13 protein-coding genes and 1 pseudogene are annotated in these 17066 nt (G+C 50.8%); 7 read left to right on the forward strand and 7 right to left on the reverse strand.

Annotated features, from left to right (window positions below; translation table 11 throughout):
- Positions 1–93: 93 nt before the first annotated feature.
- Complete coding sequence (gene cbl, locus LC431_RS16370) at positions 94–1047, reverse strand: HTH-type transcriptional regulator Cbl (protein WP_013575556.1); 954 nt, start codon at positions 1045–1047, stop codon at positions 94–96.
- Between the two features lie 191 nt (positions 1048–1238).
- The gene (locus LC431_RS16375) at positions 1239–2183 is read right to left on the reverse strand and encodes a 2-hydroxyacid dehydrogenase (RefSeq protein WP_166860327.1); all 945 of its coding nucleotides are present in this window, start codon (positions 2181–2183) and stop codon (positions 1239–1241) included.
- A gap of 212 nt (positions 2184–2395) precedes the next feature.
- Between LC431_RS16375 and glgX the strand changes: the two genes are divergently transcribed.
- Positions 2396–4678, forward strand: coding sequence for a glycogen debranching protein GlgX (gene glgX / locus LC431_RS16380; protein ID WP_013575558.1), 2283 nt, complete (start codon positions 2396–2398; stop codon positions 4676–4678).
- A 46-nt stretch (positions 4679–4724) separates the two neighbouring features.
- On the opposite strand, the gene apbE is transcribed toward glgX, so the two are convergent.
- Positions 4725–5765: an FAD:protein FMN transferase ApbE gene (apbE, locus tag LC431_RS16385; RefSeq protein ID WP_223510092.1), complete on the reverse strand. Its 1041-nt coding sequence runs from the start codon at positions 5763–5765 to the stop codon at positions 4725–4727.
- Between the two features lie 114 nt (positions 5766–5879).
- Complete coding sequence (smrA, locus tag LC431_RS16390; protein ID WP_013575560.1) at positions 5880–6446, reverse strand: DNA endonuclease SmrA; 567 nt, start codon at positions 6444–6446, stop codon at positions 5880–5882.
- 214 nt (positions 6447–6660) lie between these two features.
- Here smrA and LC431_RS16395 point away from each other — a divergent pair, with 214 nt between their 5' ends.
- Both LC431_RS16395 and LC431_RS16400 read left to right on the forward strand, forming a co-directional pair.
- A complete protein-coding gene (locus tag LC431_RS16395) occupies positions 6661–7476 on the forward strand; it encodes a mannosyl-3-phosphoglycerate phosphatase-related protein (RefSeq protein WP_119261651.1) in 816 nt (271 codons plus the stop codon).
- 119 nt (positions 7477–7595) lie between these two features.
- The gene (locus LC431_RS16400; RefSeq protein WP_013575562.1) at positions 7596–8816 is read left to right on the forward strand and encodes a glycosyl transferase; all 1221 of its coding nucleotides are present in this window, start codon (positions 7596–7598) and stop codon (positions 8814–8816) included.
- A gap of 79 nt (positions 8817–8895) precedes the next feature.
- On the opposite strand, the gene LC431_RS16405 is transcribed toward LC431_RS16400, so the two are convergent.
- Complete coding sequence (locus LC431_RS16405; RefSeq protein ID WP_013575563.1) at positions 8896–9921, reverse strand: TerC/Alx family metal homeostasis membrane protein; 1026 nt, start codon at positions 9919–9921, stop codon at positions 8896–8898.
- A 440-nt stretch (positions 9922–10361) separates the two neighbouring features.
- Between LC431_RS16405 and LC431_RS16410 the strand changes: the two genes are divergently transcribed.
- Positions 10362–11117, forward strand: coding sequence for an FNR family transcription factor (locus tag LC431_RS16410; RefSeq protein ID WP_013575564.1), 756 nt, complete (start codon positions 10362–10364; stop codon positions 11115–11117).
- A 135-nt stretch (positions 11118–11252) separates the two neighbouring features.
- Positions 11253–12212 carry a universal stress protein UspE gene (gene uspE / locus LC431_RS16415; protein WP_013575565.1) on the forward strand — a complete coding sequence of 320 codons (960 nt, stop codon included), beginning with the start codon at positions 11253–11255 and terminating at the stop codon, positions 12210–12212.
- A 69-nt stretch (positions 12213–12281) separates the two neighbouring features.
- Here the strand turns inward: uspE and pntB are convergent, their stop codons facing one another.
- Both pntB and pntA read right to left on the reverse strand, forming a co-directional pair.
- Complete coding sequence (gene pntB, locus LC431_RS16420; protein ID WP_013575566.1) at positions 12282–13673, reverse strand: Re/Si-specific NAD(P)(+) transhydrogenase subunit beta; 1392 nt, start codon at positions 13671–13673, stop codon at positions 12282–12284.
- A 9-nt stretch (positions 13674–13682) separates the two neighbouring features.
- Positions 13683–15212, reverse strand: a complete 1530-nt coding sequence (gene pntA / locus LC431_RS16425; protein WP_013575567.1) for a Re/Si-specific NAD(P)(+) transhydrogenase subunit alpha — start codon at positions 15210–15212, stop codon at positions 13683–13685.
- A gap of 535 nt (positions 15213–15747) precedes the next feature.
- On the opposite strand from pntA, the gene ydgH reads away from it, so the two are divergent.
- Together ydgH and LC431_RS16435 are read left to right on the forward strand one after the other, a co-directional pair.
- Complete coding sequence (ydgH, locus tag LC431_RS16430) at positions 15748–16701, forward strand: DUF1471 family protein YdgH (RefSeq protein WP_013575568.1); 954 nt, start codon at positions 15748–15750, stop codon at positions 16699–16701.
- 217 nt (positions 16702–16918) lie between these two features.
- Positions 16919–17062, forward strand: a pseudogene (locus tag LC431_RS16435) (IS4 family transposase); the annotation flags it as partial.
- Positions 17063–17066: the final 4 nt, after the last annotated feature.

The raw sequence follows: 17066 nt of genomic DNA on the forward strand, positions 1-17066 counted from the left end.
ATGACCGGTTTTTTTATATGTAAAATTTACCTAGCTCCGTTAGCTCCCTCCCAGCCTCCTCCTTCGCAGGGGGAGGAGCGAAAAGCTTGGCCCTCAGATCTGATAGTCAATCACCGGCTCCCCGCCCGTCGCAAATACCTTCTCTTTGATCTCATTCACAGAAAGACCCGGATTACACAACTCAATAAACCGCCATACGTAGTTTCTCTGCAATTGCGCTTTCTTCAGTCCCAGCCAGACCGTATTGGCTTCAAATAAATGCTCGGCATTGATCAACTGCAGGCCGGTATCACGGGCGGCTTCAAATGCCTTATCTGCCAGGATGCCCACGCCCAATCCCAGCTCGACGTAGGTTTTAATCACATCAGAATCCTGTGCACTCAGCACGATATCGGCGGTCAGCGCGGCACGGCTGAAAGCTTCATCGAGACGGGAACGGCCAGTGATACCCTGACGATAGGTGATCAGCGGTTGTTCGCTCAGATGTTGTAACGTCAGCGGGTGTTGCAACGTCAGCGGATGCCCTTGCGGTACGACAATTGCGTGATGCCAGCGGTAATACGGAAACGCGGCGACTGACGGGTCATTCATCAGCTTTTCGCTGGCGATGGCGACATCCGCCTGCCCGCTCAGCAGCATTGTCAGCACTTCCTGTGGCGAACCCTGATGCAACTCGAGGCGTACCCCCGGATAAATCGCACGGAAAGCTTTGATGACTTTAGGCAAACTGTAACGCGCCTGAGTGTGAGTGGTGGCGATGGTCAGCACGCCCGCGTCTTCTTTAGAGAAAACATCCGCAAGACGGCGGATATTCTGCGCCTCATTGAGAATTCTCTCGGCCACTGCCAGCAACTCTTTACCCGGCTCAGTCAGCCCCAGTAAGCGCTTTCCACGACGGATAAATATCTCAACGCCCAGCTCATCTTCCAGCTCGCGGATATGACGGCTGACACCTGACTGCGACGTGAACAGCATGTTCGATACTTCGGTCAGGTTGTAATTGCATCGCGCTGATTCCCGTATAATTTTGAGTTGTTGAAAGTTCACCGCTGTCTGCCTCTTTGCTTGCCGAAAACCCTATTGTTACGATCTGTTGCTATGCCAGACAAATAAGAAAAAGCGGTTACTTATGCTTTTTACGACTATAGAAATCAGGTGTCTGTTTTTTGGCTGCCATAAAAAACGCCGGCAAGCAGCGTTTTTAAAGCATTCTCAGCAAAACGGTAACAATCAGCGGCTTACTCTGGCACCGGCGTCAAGACCGGTTTGCCGCCAAAATGCGCCTCAAGATTTGATAACACCAGGGTCAGCATATTTTCTACTGATTCCGGCGAACGCCCCGCGACGTGCGGCGTGATCACCAGATTATCCAGCGTGAGCATTTCCGCCGGCACCTGCGGCTCGCCGTCCACCACATCCAGTGCGGCACCGGCGATTTCGTTATTGTGCAGGCTGGCAATCAGCGCGGCACTGTCCACCACACTTCCCCGCGCAATATTAATCAAAAACCCTTCCGGCCCCAGCGCGCGCAGAATATTGCCATCCACCAGCCTGGCGGTATTTTTGCCGCCCGGCGTCGCCACCACGAGATAATCAGCCCACTCAGCCAGCTCAGTGATGGTGAGGAAATAACGGTACGGGCTGTCTTCCAGCGAACGCCGGTTGTGATACCCGATCGCCATATCAAATCCGCCCGCCGCGCGGCGGGCAATCAATGCACCGATATTTCCCAGCCCGATAATTCCCAGACGTTTACCCGCCATTCCCGGCGTATTCCAGCGCGTTTTTTTCCATTCTCCCGTACGTACAGCGGCATCAAACTGCGGGATTTTCCGCGTGACCGCCAGCATCAGCGCCAGTGTATGGTCAGCGACAGAAGCGTTATTGGTGCCGGGGCCATTCGTGACGTGAATACCGCGCTGTTTTGCAGCCGCGACATCAATATGTTCAAACCCCACACCCTGTGCACAAATGATTTCCAGCGCCGGTAACGCGTCCATTTCAGTTGCACTTAGTCCGATGCTGCCAATGGTTAATACCGCACGGATTTGCTGAGCAATCTGCGGATCAAGGTTCGCACGTTGTTCAGGCGTCGTCGCAAAAAAGAGAGTAAAACCGGCCACTTCGAACCGGTCAGGATAGCCAGCATCAAGTTCAACATGGCTGAGCAACGCGATGGTCATGGAGATTCCTCTGGATAAAGTCAGACAATAACTAGCAGGCTAGCTTTTTCGCTTTCACTATCGACGAAGCCCTTCCTCTTGTACAGCTTTTCGGCGGTTTACGGGAGAAGTTACGAAGTCCGGTCTACACTCGTTGTTATCGTCTGCGTGAACGCAGACGGCCCTTTTCGGCAATTTTTGTCAGATTTCCCTGAAACGGAGTGACGTCAAGTATGGCAAAGGCCCGATCCAGCAAGATAAGTAAACCTGCCGTAACAACGGAAGCAATCCGCACCCTTCCGGCGCATTTACAGGTTGATATTGCAGTAGATGAGTTTGGCGTACGTATTATCGAGCCTTACAGCGACGGTGAAATTGTGCGCAGTTTCGATTCCGGACACACCACACGGGTACGCGAAGGACTGCCGGTGCCTCTGGGGGCGACCTGGGACGGGCTGGGCGTAAATTTCGCACTGTTTTCAGCCAACGCCACCAAGGTAGAACTGTGTCTTTTTAACGAAAACGGCGAGCAATATGATGTGATCGAACTGCCGGAATATACCGATGAAGTCTGGCATGGTTATCTGCCGGATGCCCGTCCTGGCCTGCTGTATGCCTATCGCGTGCATGGTCCCTATGCGCCGCACGATGGTCACCGGTTTAATCCCGCCAAGTTACTGCTCGACCCTTACGCCAAGCAGATTGTCGGCGAACTGAAATGGGACGATGCTCTGTTTGCCTATGACCTGCAAAGCCCAAAGAAAGATTTGCACATCGATAACAGTGACAGCGCACCGTTTTTGCCTAAATGCCGGGTGATTGATCCGGCATTCTCGTGGGCCCGTTCACGTAAAAGACATATCCCCTGGGAAAAAACCCTGATTTATGAGACGCATGTACGCGGCTATACCATGCGCCATCCGGCAGTACCTGAGCATTTGCGCGGCACGTTTTCCGGCATGAGCACGCCGCATATCGTGGACTATATCCGTTCTCTCGGGGTCACGTCTGTCGAGCTGATGCCGGTCCACGCTTTCACCGATGACCGGCACTTGCAGGACAAAGGTCTGCATAATTTCTGGGGCTACAACACGCTGAGTTTCTTTGCGCCGCATCCGCAATATATGGCAACGCATACCGTCAACGAATTCAAACAAATGATCGCCACCCTGCACGCTGCGGGTATTGAGGTCATTCTGGATGTCGTTTACAACCATACCGCTGAAGGTAACGAGCTGGGTCCGACGCTGTCTTTTAAAGGTATCGATAACGCCAGCTATTACCGGCTGATGCCGGACAATAAGCGTTATTACATTAACGATACCGGTACCGGTAATACGCTCAATCTCAGTCATCCGCGCGTATTACAGATGGTCACAGACTCGCTGCGATACTGGGCAACCGAGATGCAGGTCGATGGTTTCCGCTTTGATCTGGCGACGATCCTCGGACGTGAAAGCTATGGCTTTGATGAGGGCTGCGGTTTTCTCGACACCTGCCGTCAGGATCCGATCCTCAGTCAGTGCAAACTGATCGCCGAACCCTGGGATTGCGGTCCCGGCGGCTATCAGGTGGGCGGCTTCCCGCCGGGCTGGATGGAATGGAACGACCGGTTCCGCGACACGGTGCGCAAATTCTGGCGTGGCGACGAGGGCCAACTGGCGCAGTTTGTCACACGGCTTTCCGGTTCAGCAGATCTGTTTAATCACCGGGGCCGCAAGCCTTATGCTTCCGTGAATTTTATTACTGCCCATGATGGTTTCACGCTCAATGACTGGGTGTCGTATGCCAGTAAACACAACGAAGCGAACGGCGAAGACGGCAAGGATGGCAGCGATAACAATATTTCGGCCAACTATGGTGTGGAAGGCCCGACTGACGATCCGGCCATCAATGAACTGCGGTTGCGGCAAATGCGTAATATGCTGGCGACGTTACTGCTTTCTCAGGGAACGCCGATGCTGCTTGCGGGTGATGAATTTGGCCGCTCGCAAAACGGCAATAATAACGCCTATTGTCAGGACACAGAGATTGCCTGGGTGAACTGGGATATTGGAGACAAAGGTCAGTCGTTGTTGCTATTCACCTACCGGCTCATTGCCCTGCGTAAGCGCTTCCCGATATTGCATCGCGGACGTTTCCTGACGGGCGCATTGCATGAAAAACTGGGAGTGAAAGATGTCAGTTGGTTCCAGCCACAGGGGCCGGAAATGACGGATGCGGCATGGAAAGATCCGCATGCCAAATGCATTGCGATGCTGCTTGACGGGCGCGCCCAGCCCACCGGTCTGGTTCGCCAGGGCTCACTAAGCACCGTGTTGCTGCTGTTCAACGCGTCACACGAAGACGTGGTGTTCACCTTGCCTTCGGTGGCGCACGGTGAAAGCTGGCGACATATTTTCGATACCTTCCAGCCGGACGACATCAACGAGCACAACTTTGAGTTTGGCCGCGAGTACGTCTGCACCTCCCGCACTGTCGTGTTGTTCGAGCTGATCAGCACCGCGAAACACTAAGACTTTGGCGCTGCTTCAGACAAGGAGGATCTGAAGCAGCGAAAACCTACTCCGGATCTTTCAGATAGGCTTTGAATTGTGGAGACATGTAGCTTTTAAACGTGTCGCCTTCTCTGGTGATGAGATACACCGCCAGATGCTGTTGCTCAGCCAGCGCCAGCGCTTTCTTCGTGCCAAGTACCATCAGGCCGGTATCCCAGCCATCCGCTTCCAGTGCGGTCAGTGCAATCACCGTGGCTGACACCAGCTTGTGCGTGATCGGCGAACCGGTCGCCGGATCAATGATGTGTGAAAGGCGTTTGCCGTTCAGTTCGTAATAATTACGATAACTGCCGGAAGTGCTGATCCCCATGCCCTGCAAATCAACAATCGCCTGCACCGCAGTTTCTTTGTCTGTCGGTTTCTGAACTGCCACCTGCCAGGGTTTATCCTGCGCGTTATGCCCGCGGGAAACCACCGCTCCGCCGACAGACACCAGATAATTGCTGATGCCGTTGCCTTCTATTAAACGTGCCAGATGATCGGTAGCGTAGCCTTCGCCCACGGTCGAGAGATCGACATACATCCCGGGTAAATCTTTTTGCAGGTACTGCCCGTCATTTTGCTGGATCACTTTAAGATGCTGTAAACCGGTGCGGGCGCGGGCGGCATCGATTTGCTCCGTTGTCGGGATTTTTACCGGCTGTTTGTCCGGCCCGAATCCCCACAGATTCACCAGCGGGCCGACAGTAATATCCATCGCGCCACCGGTCAGCCTGCCAATCCGGATGGAGGTAACAATCGCATCGGCCATTCCTTCACTGATCGGCTGCGGCACGTTGCCCTGATACTGATTAAAACGTGACAGTACGGAGTCATCTTTGTAAGTCGACAGCTGATGATCGTCTTCTTTAAGCTGTGCTTCAATTTGTTCGCGCAGCGCCGGTTCCCGGTTTTTATCCACTCCTGCCAGACTGACACGATAAAACGTGCCCATAGTTTTGCCCTCAATCACCAGCGGCTCAGGAATATGACGATCACAGGCAGATAAAAGGCTGACGCCGCACAACACAAGTGTACAGCGCAGATAAACCGGTTTTGAGAACATGGAAATAACTCGATTAAGTGCCCGTCGCCGGGCATGAAAAGTATCAGGACAGTAAGGGGTGATGCTTAAACCACGCTGCAACGGACGCACCGTTGAACCATAGCGCAATAAAAATTACCGGCTGCGCTTGGCGTGGCGCTCCCAGTTTTCCTGTTTTGCCTGCGCGGTTTTCTTTAGTGCGACATAACAGGCTCCTGCACCGCCATCTTTCTGAACAGCGACGCAAAACGCTTGCACGTCATCCAGTTGCTGCAGCCATTTGGCAATATAACTGCGCACAATATTCGCATGACTTTCGTCTTCGCGGCCACGCCCATGAATAATCAGCAAGGTGCGTAAATTTTCAGCCTGTGCCTGACAGAAAAAGGCAAACAGTTCCTGACGGCACTGCTCAACAGGTTTGCGCAGCAGGTTCAGGCTGGCTTCCAGCGGGTATTTCCCCTGCCGGAGTTTATCCAGCACTCCCTGCTGTACGCCATCGTGTTTGTATTCGAGAGGGTCATCGCATGGCTGAATATTCAGAAAGCCGGTAGTCAGCGGATTCTCACGCATTTCCGACTCAGGGTCTGCACTCACCTTGTGCCCTGCAACTGAGTTTTTGAGGTAGACCACCCGTTTATCCGACGCCAGTGGCTGTACACCTGCCATCTCCTGACTGAATAAATCATCATCTTCGCTCATCTGCTTACCTCTTTTTCAGCGGGGGGACTGCACCAAATTATCGCCATAAACCCGCTGCGGGTAAAGTCACACGCCTGCGGAACTGCGTCGGTAAAAATTCCGGAAATGCCCTGCCCGCCGTTAAAACTCATTTTTATATCTATACTTAGCTGCTGGGGAAGAAGTAAACCAGTGAGCTTGTGCTTGCGTTCCCCGGCACAATTGAGGAGAAAAAATGCCTTACCTTGATGATCCCTTGATTATTTTCACTGACCTTGATGGCTCACTGCTCGACCATCATGATTACAGTTGGCAACCCGCGCAGCCCTGGCTGGATAAACTCTCGGTGGCACAGGTTCCGTTAATTTTAACCACCAGTAAAACCTCAGCCGAAGTGGCGGAACTGCAGGCTGATCTGAATCTGACACAGCAGCCTTTTATTGCAGAAAATGGCGCAATCATTCATCTGCCACCTGACTGGCGGGATGAGGACGCCGCGCCGTTTCACCTTTCCGGCGCGAGTTATCGCGAGATCCGCCAGGTTTTAGTGGAACTACGCCAGCGTTATGATTTTGAGTTTCGCGGCTTTGGTGATGTTACGGCGAAACAGGTCGCAGTCTGGACCGGACTGGCGGTCAAGGACGCGGCACTGGCGATGCAACGTGACGCTTCTGAACCGCTGATCTGGTTCGGTAATGATCTGGATTTCGCGCACCTGAAAAAATGTCTCACGCGCGAAGGCCTGTCACTGACACGCGGCGGGCGTTTTTGGCACGTAATGGGGGCTGGTGCCGGTAAAGGTCAGGCGGTGCAATGGTTAACGGCGCGCTATCAGCAAAAACGCGGTCATCCGGTGTTAAGCATAGGTCTGGGAGATGGCCCTAATGATTTATCTATGCTGGAAGCGGTGAATTACGCCGTGGTGATCAAAGGCCATCATGAGCATGAAATGCCGCTACAGCGAGACGATGTGACACAGGTTTTTCGCACCGATGAATTTGGCCCGCGCGGCTGGAGTCAGGGGCTGAATCATTTTATTACCCTTCTCTGAAGGAAAAATGGAAAAGGTAAAATACTTTATTAATAGTTGGTTTCCACATTGTTTATCGTTCTGTGTTTGCAGAGAAGACTTCCAATAATTTTATCTATTCTAAAATTGGAGAATACCGTATGAGCGATTTTTATCAGGATGGTGTCATTACTAATTTTCATAATCTGACGAACCGTAAAGTCGAAGAACTGGAATACGATCTGCAGGTGTTCTCCGGCCGCCGTTCAATGGGATTAATATTACCGTCGTTATTTTCAGAACTGGAAGGTCCGGCGCTGACGCGCATTGTCGACGAGCTGACGAAAGTCCCGTATCTGGAAGAAATCGTTATTGGTTTAGATCGCGCTGACCGTGATCAATTTTTATTTGCCCGCGAATTTTTCTCCCGCCTGCCGCAGCGTCACCGCATTTTATGGAATGACGGTCCGCGCCTGACTGCACTGGATGAGGAGCTTAAGAAAGAAAACCTTTCCCCGAATGAACCGGGCAAAGGCCGCAATGTGTGGTTTTGTGTCGGCTATACGCTGGCCTCGCGCCGCACCTCAGTGGTCGGGCTGCATGATTGTGACATTGTCACGTACAGTCGCGAGATGCTGGCTCGCCTGATGTATCCGGTGGCAAATCCCAACTTCCATTACGATTTCTGCAAAGGTTATTACGCCCGTGTGGCAGACGGGAAATTCAATGGCCGCGTCGGTCGCCTGCTGGTTTTCCCGTTGCTGAAATCCCTGCAAATCGTTTACGGCCATTCTGATTTTCTTGAGTATCTGCGCACCTTCCGTTACCCGCTTTCAGGTGAATTTGCGATGCGCACGCATGTTCTGAACGATTTGCGCATTCCGAGTGACTGGGGGCTGGAAATTGGTGTGCTGTCAGAACTGCACCGTAATACGGCGACCAAGCGTATTTGTCAGGTGGATATTGCCGACAATTACGACCATAAACACCAGCCGATGTCAGAAGAGGATGCGTCTAATGGTTTACAGCGCATGAGTATTGATATCACCAAAGCGCTGTATCGTAAGATGGCTATTCTCGGCGTGAATATTACCAGTGAGTCTTTCCGTATTCTGAAAGCGACCTATTATCGTAATGCGCTGGACATGATCGACGGATTTGAAAATGACGCCAAAATGAACGGGTTAACTTTTGACCGTCACAGCGAGGAATCGGCGGTAGAATTATTCTCAGGCGCGATCATGGAAGCCGGTCAGGCTTTTGTGGATACGCCGAGCGAAAAGCCGTTCATTCCAAGCTGGAGCCGTGTGCAGTCCGCCTTCCCGGACATGCTGGACCGCATTCATGAAGCAGTCGAAAAAGATAATGAAGGCGATGTGTAACGCCTTTTAAAAGAATTACCGCAGAAAGTAAAAACGCTGCAATCGCAGCGTTTTTTTATGCATAAATTTCAGACTGGCGTTACGCGGCTTCTTTTTTCCCTGGGAAAAGTAAGCTGGCAATGATGCCTAACGCCAGAACACCCAGCACCACGTAAAGGCTGGCTAATGCGCTGATTTCAATCCCGTGATGCCACAGATGGTTACTGGAATTCAGTGCCAGTTTTGCCGCCACGAAGAACAGCAGGAAGATCACTGATTTCTCCAGATGCACCAGATATTTACGCAGAGCCTCGAGCACGAAATACATCGTACGTAAACCAAGCACGGCAAACATCATGGCGGAATAGACGATCAGAGGTTCACGGCTGACAGCGATGACGGCAGGTACGCTGTCAAACGCAAACATCAGGTCTGAAATTTCAACCACAGCAATGCACAGCAATAACGGCGTTGCATAACGTACGCCCTTCTTCACCGTAAAGCTGAAGCCCTGATTTTCCGGCTTCGCCAGTTCAGCTTCTACCTGCTCACTGCTGACCAGAAAATGTGGCCCCACCAGTTTCGGGAACACCGGGAAGAAACGACGTACCATACGGTTAGCAATATGATCGGAGTAATCATCATTTTCTTCATCATCGCTGGAGGCGCGCATCATCAGAATAGCGGTCCAGAGAATGACAACGGCAAACACCATTTCCACCCATGGCCCCAGCGCCAGCAGGCTGGTACCAATCACCACGAAAATCCCCCTGAAGACAATTGCGCCAATCACGCCCCAGTAAAGAATGCGGTGACGATAGCCATCCGGCACTTTAAACCAGGCAAAAATGGCCATAATCACAAACAGGTTATCAATGGAAAGCACCTGTTCCAGCGCATAACCGGTAAGGAAAAGACTGGCGACTTCTTTGCCGTGATGGATATATAAGAATCCGGCAAAACCAAGAGAAACAGCGATCCAGAATAGGGTCCAAAGGGAGGCACTTTTCAGGCCGATAGGCTTATGACTGCGGTGGGCAAAGATGTCAGTCAGCAGCGCCGCAACAGCTACAACGACAAAAACAAGCGTGGTTTCAAACGGAAAACCCAGAGAATCAGACTGCATTACACCTTTCCTAAAGTAAACAAAAGCTAAACGAATTCAGCCATTGTAAGCGGTTGTGAGGTGAATGGGTATCAAAGTCGATCCGGTACGGCGTTTTATGCCATAATCCGATGCGTCTTTTACGGCAAGAATTGCAAAAAACCTTGGTCAATAACGAACCAAAACGGATAATGAAATAGACGTTTTCTCTCCTAAATTGATTCAATCTACTTATTCTCTAAAATTTAAATATTCTTTTTACTGATAATTTGATCCAGCTTTGAATCTCATTGATTCTCAATTGGGCTTAATTCTCAGTGCAGATCAAAATAATGAGAAAAAAAACCCGTTAAAAAACGGGGTTTTTTAACATTTCGCCCTTTTAGCTACTTATAGCTACTTATCACTCGCTGCAAAAGATGTTAAAATTGACCCATATCAATATTGCCAGAGTGACTCTTATGATCCCGGAAAAGCGTATTATTCGACGTATCCAATCTGGTGGCTGTGCAATCCATTGTCAGGACTGTAGCATCAGCCAGCTTTGTATTCCTTTCACGCTGAACGAACATGAACTCGATCAGTTAGACAACATTATTGAAAGGAAAAAGCCGATCCAAAAAGGTCAGGCATTGTTTAAAGCCGGTGATGAACTGAAGTCTTTATATGCGATTCGCTCAGGCACCATCAAAAGTTACACCATCACTGAGCAAGGCGACGAGCAAATCACTGGCTTCCATCTTGCGGGCGATTTAGTGGGTTTTGATGCCATTGGAGGCTTACAGCATCCAAGTTTTGCGCAAGCGTTGGAAACGTCTATGGTTTGTGAAATTCCGTTTGAGACCCTCGACGATCTCTCCGGAAAAATGCCGAATCTGCGCCAGCAAATGATGCGCCTGATGAGCGGTGAGATAAAAGGCGACCAGGATATGATCCTGCTGTTGTCGAAGAAAAATGCTGAAGAACGACTGGCTGCATTTATCTACAACCTCTCCCGCCGCTTTGCGCAACGTGGTTTCTCTCAGCGCGAATTCCGCCTGACCATGACCCGTGGCGACATCGGTAATTACCTCGGCCTGACCGTGGAAACTATCAGCCGTTTACTCGGTCGTTTCCAGAAATCAGAAATGCTGAGCGTAAAAGGTAAATACATCACCATTGAGAATCATGAAATGCTTTCTCAATTAGCCGGTCAGTCTGCTCCGGTTTCTGCCTGATAAATATTGAGTCGGATCTGCAAAGAATAATTTGTTGATCCGACTCAATTTCTCCTCTGTCCGATTGCTTAATCTTGGTTTACTCTGTACTTAATACACTGACCGCCGTTCCTCTACAGGTGTTAAGGAGTCCCCATGGCTAAGTATCAGAATTTACTGGTTGCTATAGACCCCAATCAGGATGACCAACCCGCGCTACGTCGTGCCGTTTATCTGGTGCAACGTAATGGTGGCCGCATCAAAGCCTTCCTGTCGATTTATGACTTCTCCTATGAGATGACCACCATGCTGTCGCCCGACGAACGGACCAGTATGCGACAAAGTGTGATCAGCGAACGGGAAGAATGGATTAAAGAACAGTGCCGGTATTATGTCGAAGCGGGCATTCCCATTGATGTCAAAGTTGTCTGGCATAACAAGCCTTTCGAAGCCATTATTCAGGAAGTCGTTTCCAATAATCACGACTTGTTGTTGAAAATGGCTCATCAGCATGACCGCCTTGAGTCTGTTATTTTCACCCCGACTGACTGGAACTTACTGCGTAAATGTCCATGTCCGGTATGGATGGTAAAAGACCAGCCGTGGCCGGAAGGCGGCAAAGCGGTGGTTGCTGTCAACCTTTCCAGCGAAGAACCTTATCACGACCCGCTCAACATTAAACTGGTGAAAGAGACCATTGAGCTGGCGTCTCACGTTAATCAGACGGAAGTCCATCTGGTCGGCGCCTATCCGGTTACGCCAATCAATATTGCTATTGAACTGCCGGACTTCGACCCAAGCGTATATAACGACGCCATCCGCGGTCAGCATCTGATCGCGATGAAAGCGTTGCGACAGAAATTCCAGCTTGATGAAAAATATACGCACGTGGAAAAAGGCCTGCCGGAAGAAGTCATTCCTGACCTTGCAGAGCATTTGCAGGCAGGTGTGGTTGTTCTTGGTGCGATTGGCCGCACCGGCCTTTCTGCCGCATTTTTGGGGAATACTACCGAACAGGTGATCGACCATCTGAAATGCGATTTGCTGGCAATCAAACCCGATGATTTCGAATGCCCTATTACGTCAGATGACGACGAAGAAGATGAAGACGAGTAAAGTCTGATTCATACAAAAAATAAAGGCCAGTCAACTGACTGGCCTTTTTGCATTACGGATTTCGATTGATTACAGCGCGCGCAGGATTTTCTCTACGCTTTCTTTAGCATCGCCAAACAGCATTTGGGTATTTTCTTTGAAGAACAGCGGGTTCTGCACACCGGCATAACCGGTATTCATTGAACGTTTAAACACAATCACGTTCTGCGCTTTCCACACTTCCAACACTGGCATACCGGCGATTGGGCTGCGCGGATCTTCCTGCGCGGCCGGGTTCACGGTGTCATTGGCACCAATAACCAGCACCACGTCGGTATCGCTGAAATCATCATTGATTTCATCCATTTCCAGCACGATGTCATACGGCACTTTTGCTTCGGCCAGCAAGACGTTCATGTGGCCCGGCAGACGCCCCGCAACAGGGTGAATACCGAAACGCACCTTGATGCCTTTCGCGCGCAATTTCGCCGTGATGTCATGCACCGGATACTGTGCCTGAGCAACTGCCATGCCATAGCCAGGAGTGATGATTACTGAGCTGGCATTTTTGAGCATATCAGCCACATCTTCCGCGCTGGCTTCGTGATATTCACCCATCTCTTCAGCATCACCGGTAGAAGAACCGTCAGTACCGAAACCGCCTGCAATCACACTAATGAACGAACGGTTCATGGCTTTACACATGATATAGGACAGAATTGCACCGGAAGACCCCACCAGCGCACCGGTGACGATCAGCAGGTCGTTGCTGAGCATGAAACCTGCCGCAGCTGCAGCCCAACCGGAATAGGAGTTCAGCATGGAAACCACAACCGGCATATCCGCGCCACCGATGGAGGACACCAGGTGCCAGCCAAACGCCAGTGCGATCAGGGTCATGATCAGTAATGCGAGAACCTGCAGCCCTACGCTTTCAGTGCGAACAAACATCACCATCAGCAGGAAGGAAATGACCAGTGCAGCCAGATTCAGTTTATGCCGGTGTGGCAATGCCAGCGGTTTGGAAGAGATGATCCCACGCAGTTTGCCGAACGCCACAATCGAACCGGTAAAGGTCACTGCGCCGATGAAGATACCGAGGAATACTTCGGTCAGATGGATATTTTCCATCACGCCTTCCATCGGCACAACACCGTGATCCAGATAGCTGTTAAAGCCCACCAGAACCGCCGCCAGACCCACGAAGCTGTGCAGAATCGCCACCAGCTCAGGCATTTCGGTCATTTCGACTTTACGCGCCAGATAAACACCGATCGCACCGCCAATCACCATAGCAACGATGATCCAGCCAACATTGCCGGAGTCAGGTCCAAGGATGGTCGCGATTAACGCGATCGCCATCCCGGTGACACCGAAAATGTTACCCTGCTTGGATGTTTCATGTTTTGACAACCCAGCCAGGCTGCAAATAAACAGAATTGCGGCAACAATATATGCTGCTGTTACTAAACCCCCAGACATATATTCCCCTTAGTTCTTACGAAACATCTTCAGCATGCGCTGAGTGACGGTGAATCCGCCGAAAATATTGATACTGGCAATCAGAACTGCGACGAAGGACAGGAAACTCACCCAGCCGCCGTGACCGATTTGCAGTACGGCACCGACCACGATAATCCCGGAGATGGCGTTAGTCACCGACATCAGCGGGGTATGCAGCGCATGACTGACATTCCACACCACGTAATAACCGACCACGCACGAAAGCGCGAATACGGTAAAGTGGGAAAGGAATTCTTTCGGGGCAACGTTCGCCAGCCAGCCAAACAGCACAATAGCCACAGCCATAATGATGAATTTGGTCCACGGCGACGCCGGTTTGGCTTCAGCTTTGGCAACAGGCTCTGCGGCTTTCGCAGCCTGAGGCTGAGCAGAGACCTGAATCGGCGGTGCAGGCCAGGTGACTTCGCCGGATTTCACGACTGTCACACCGCGCACAACGGTATCTTCGAAATCAATCTCGATTTCCCCGTTCTTCTCTTTGCACAGCAATTTCAGCAGGTTAACCAGGTTGGTACCGTAAAGCTGGGAAGACTGCGTTGGCAGACGACTTGGCAAATCGGTATAGCCGATAATCTTCACGCCGTTTTCAGTGGTCGTGATTTTGTCTGCTACTGTCAGCTCACAGTTACCGCCTGTCTGAGCCGCCAGATCGACGATCACACTGCCCGGCTTCATAGAGGCAACCATCTCTTTGGTGATGAGTTTCGGTGCAGGACGGCCAGGGATTAACGCGGTCGTGACGATAATGTCCACTTCTTCGGCCTGCGCCGCAAACAACGCCATTTCCGCTTTAATGAACGCTTCGGACATCACTTTGGCATAACCGTCGCCGCTGCCTGCTTCTTCCTCGAAATCCAGCTCGAGGAATTCAGCGCCCATACTTTTGACCTGCTCTTTCACTTCCGGGCGGGTATCAAACGCACGGACGATAGCACCGAGGCTGCCAGCTGCACCGATAGCAGCCAGCCCTGCCACACCGGCACCGATAATCATCACTTTTGCCGGTGGCACTTTACCTGCGGCAGTAATCTGCCCGGTAAAGAAACGACCGAACTCATGCGCCGCTTCAACGATCGCACGATAACCGGCAATGTTAGCCATTGAGCTCAGGGCATCAAGGGATTGCGCACGGGAAATACGCGGCACAGAATCCATAGCCATTGCCGTCACCTGACGGTCGGCCAGTTTTTGGATCAGATCAGGGTTTTGCGCAGGCCAGATAAAGCTGACTAACGTGGTTCCCGCCTGTAATTTATCGATTTCATCGTTTTCTGGCGCATTAACCTTCAAAACGATATCTGAGTGCCATACATCATCACCGCTGACGACTGATGCCCCCGCTTGCTCATAAGCCGAGTCTTCAAAGCTGGCTAACTTACCGGCCCCCTGTTCGATAGCGACCGTAAAGCCGAGTTTCAACAACTGCTCCACCGTTTTCGGCGTGGCTGCAACCCTGGCTTCATTGGTCAACCGCTCTCTTGGTACACCAATACGCATAGTATTCCCTTCACCCTTTTCATTGATGATTTTTGTCATCGACATAACAATTCAAGTACAAGCCCGTCGGTTCATAAGCCACCGAATTTTATTTTTTCAGGCTGACTATAACCTACTGAATATCTAATCAATAATCTACGTATCACAGCGATAGACAGGTAATTAATATTAAAAAAGTCGATATGGTCCGCAAACCTGCTGCAAACCCTGAGAAACAAGCCTTTAATCCACCTCATAACAACCGTAACACCGGATCAATCACTCAGGATCCTTCTACCATAACCCGCTCGGACTGGGCATAAAAGTTAGAAAATAGTGAATAATTAACATTTATTTCACTACTTGGATTATTCAACAAACTTATATAAGTTATGCGCAGTAATAAAAGTGATGTGATATACCGGTAGCACACGCATTATTGCCATAAATTGCTGAGACACTTGGCATTGTTACATGCAATAATCGTCCGCTAACCTGTTACACATCAAGAATTCAGCACGTTTCAACATTACTGCGCAAGGTGGAAGGATTTTTTATGAAGCTGACAAAAACGATCATCGCATCGGCCCTGTTTTCTGTTTCTGCGCTGTCTGCTGCACATGCCGCGCAGGAAATTAGCCCGCAGAAAGCCGCAGCCATCAAGCCTTTTGATCGCATTGTTATTACCGGGCGGTTCAACACGCTGGGCGACGCCGCTGACGCCGTTTCCCGCCGTGCCGATACGCTGGGTGCAGATTATTTTTATATTCAAGATACCAACAGCACTAACAATAGCGGGAACTGGCGCGTAGTTGCAGACATCTATAAAAAAGATGCGCCAGAAATCAGCAATGATCCTCACTACCGTGTTATCAACGGTGTGGTTGAGCTGCCTAAAGATGTTGCTTACGGCCTCGAACCTTTCGATACCGTCACCGTTAACGGTTTCTACCGCAGCCAGCCAGACGTCAACGATGCCATTACGAAAGCAGCGAAAGAAAAAGGGGCGTATTCCTTCTTCATCGTTCGCCAGATTGATGCCAACAGCGGCGGCAACCAGTACATCACTGCATTCATTTATAAGAAAGATGCACAAAAACGTGTTGTTCAGTCTCCGGATGCTATCCCTGCTGATTCTGAAGCCGGTAAAGCAGCACTGGCAGCGGGCGGCGCAGCAGCAGCCAAGGTCGAAATCCCGGGTGTGGCATCCTCTGGTAGCCCAAGCCGTGATGTTGGCCGTTTCTTTGAAACGCAGTCATCAACTGGCAAGCGTTACACTGTCACTGCCACTAACGGTGCAAAGATTCAGGAAGTGAATGACGTAACTGCCGCACAGATGGTTCCGTTTGATTCCACCACTTTTACCGGCCACTTCAACAGCACCACGGATGTTTCGCAGGAAGTCGCGAACCGTGCGGCTGCCAAGGGTGCCAAGTTCTACCACATTACCCGCCAGTGGCAGAACAAGAGCGGTGGCAACCTGACTGTAAGCGCAGACTTCTTCAAATAAGTCTGAATGACAGACAGCAAAAAGGCAGCCCAGGTGGCTTAATGCCGATCGTTTAAGGATCAGTTGACCGATCCGGTGGCTCGTGTAAAAAGGGTTCATGCTCATCATGGACCCTTTTTAAATGGAACTTTCACAAGCTCTCGGTATTATCAATCTTACTGCCCCCGATGAAGTTCAAAGCCTCGCTGACCTCCTGTCTCCTGACCTCATTCAGCAAGCCATCCCGGGTCATCTGAAGCATTTTTACAGCAACGCAGCGATGCTAAAACTGCCCTCGAGACGTGAGCGTGAATATGCCAGGGAAGTGAGAGAAAAAAGGTCGAAATATCCCTTAAAAAACAATGCCGGTCACCTTAAGTGACCGG

The organism is Rahnella sp. GSA61A, from assembly GCF_019969905.1.
Taxonomy (GTDB): domain Bacteria; phylum Pseudomonadota; class Gammaproteobacteria; order Enterobacterales; family Enterobacteriaceae; genus Rahnella; species Rahnella aceris.

Bases quoted from the DNA above. Each gene is read 5' to 3' on its own strand.
- LC431_RS16375 (WP_166860327.1), bottom strand. From the start codon at position 2,183: ATGACCATCGCGTTGCTCAGCCATGTTGAACTTGATGCTGGCTATCCT.
- glgX (WP_013575558.1), top strand. From the start codon at position 2,396: ATGGCAAAGGCCCGATCCAGCAAGATAAGTAAACCTGCCGTAACAACG.
- apbE (WP_223510092.1), bottom strand. From the start codon at position 5,765: ATGTTCTCAAAACCGGTTTATCTGCGCTGTACACTTGTGTTGTGCGGC.
- smrA (WP_013575560.1), bottom strand. From the start codon at position 6,446: ATGAGCGAAGATGATGATTTATTCAGTCAGGAGATGGCAGGTGTACAG.
- LC431_RS16395 (WP_119261651.1), top strand. From the start codon at position 6,661: ATGCCTTACCTTGATGATCCCTTGATTATTTTCACTGACCTTGATGGC.
- LC431_RS16400 (WP_013575562.1), top strand. From the start codon at position 7,596: ATGAGCGATTTTTATCAGGATGGTGTCATTACTAATTTTCATAATCTG.
- LC431_RS16405 (WP_013575563.1), bottom strand. From the start codon at position 9,921: ATGCAGTCTGATTCTCTGGGTTTTCCGTTTGAAACCACGCTTGTTTTT.
- LC431_RS16410 (WP_013575564.1), top strand. From the start codon at position 10,362: ATGATCCCGGAAAAGCGTATTATTCGACGTATCCAATCTGGTGGCTGT.
- uspE (WP_013575565.1), top strand. From the start codon at position 11,253: ATGGCTAAGTATCAGAATTTACTGGTTGCTATAGACCCCAATCAGGAT.
- pntB (WP_013575566.1), bottom strand. From the start codon at position 13,673: ATGTCTGGGGGTTTAGTAACAGCAGCATATATTGTTGCCGCAATTCTG.
- pntA (WP_013575567.1), bottom strand. From the start codon at position 15,212: ATGCGTATTGGTGTACCAAGAGAGCGGTTGACCAATGAAGCCAGGGTT.
- ydgH (WP_013575568.1), top strand. From the start codon at position 15,748: ATGAAGCTGACAAAAACGATCATCGCATCGGCCCTGTTTTCTGTTTCT.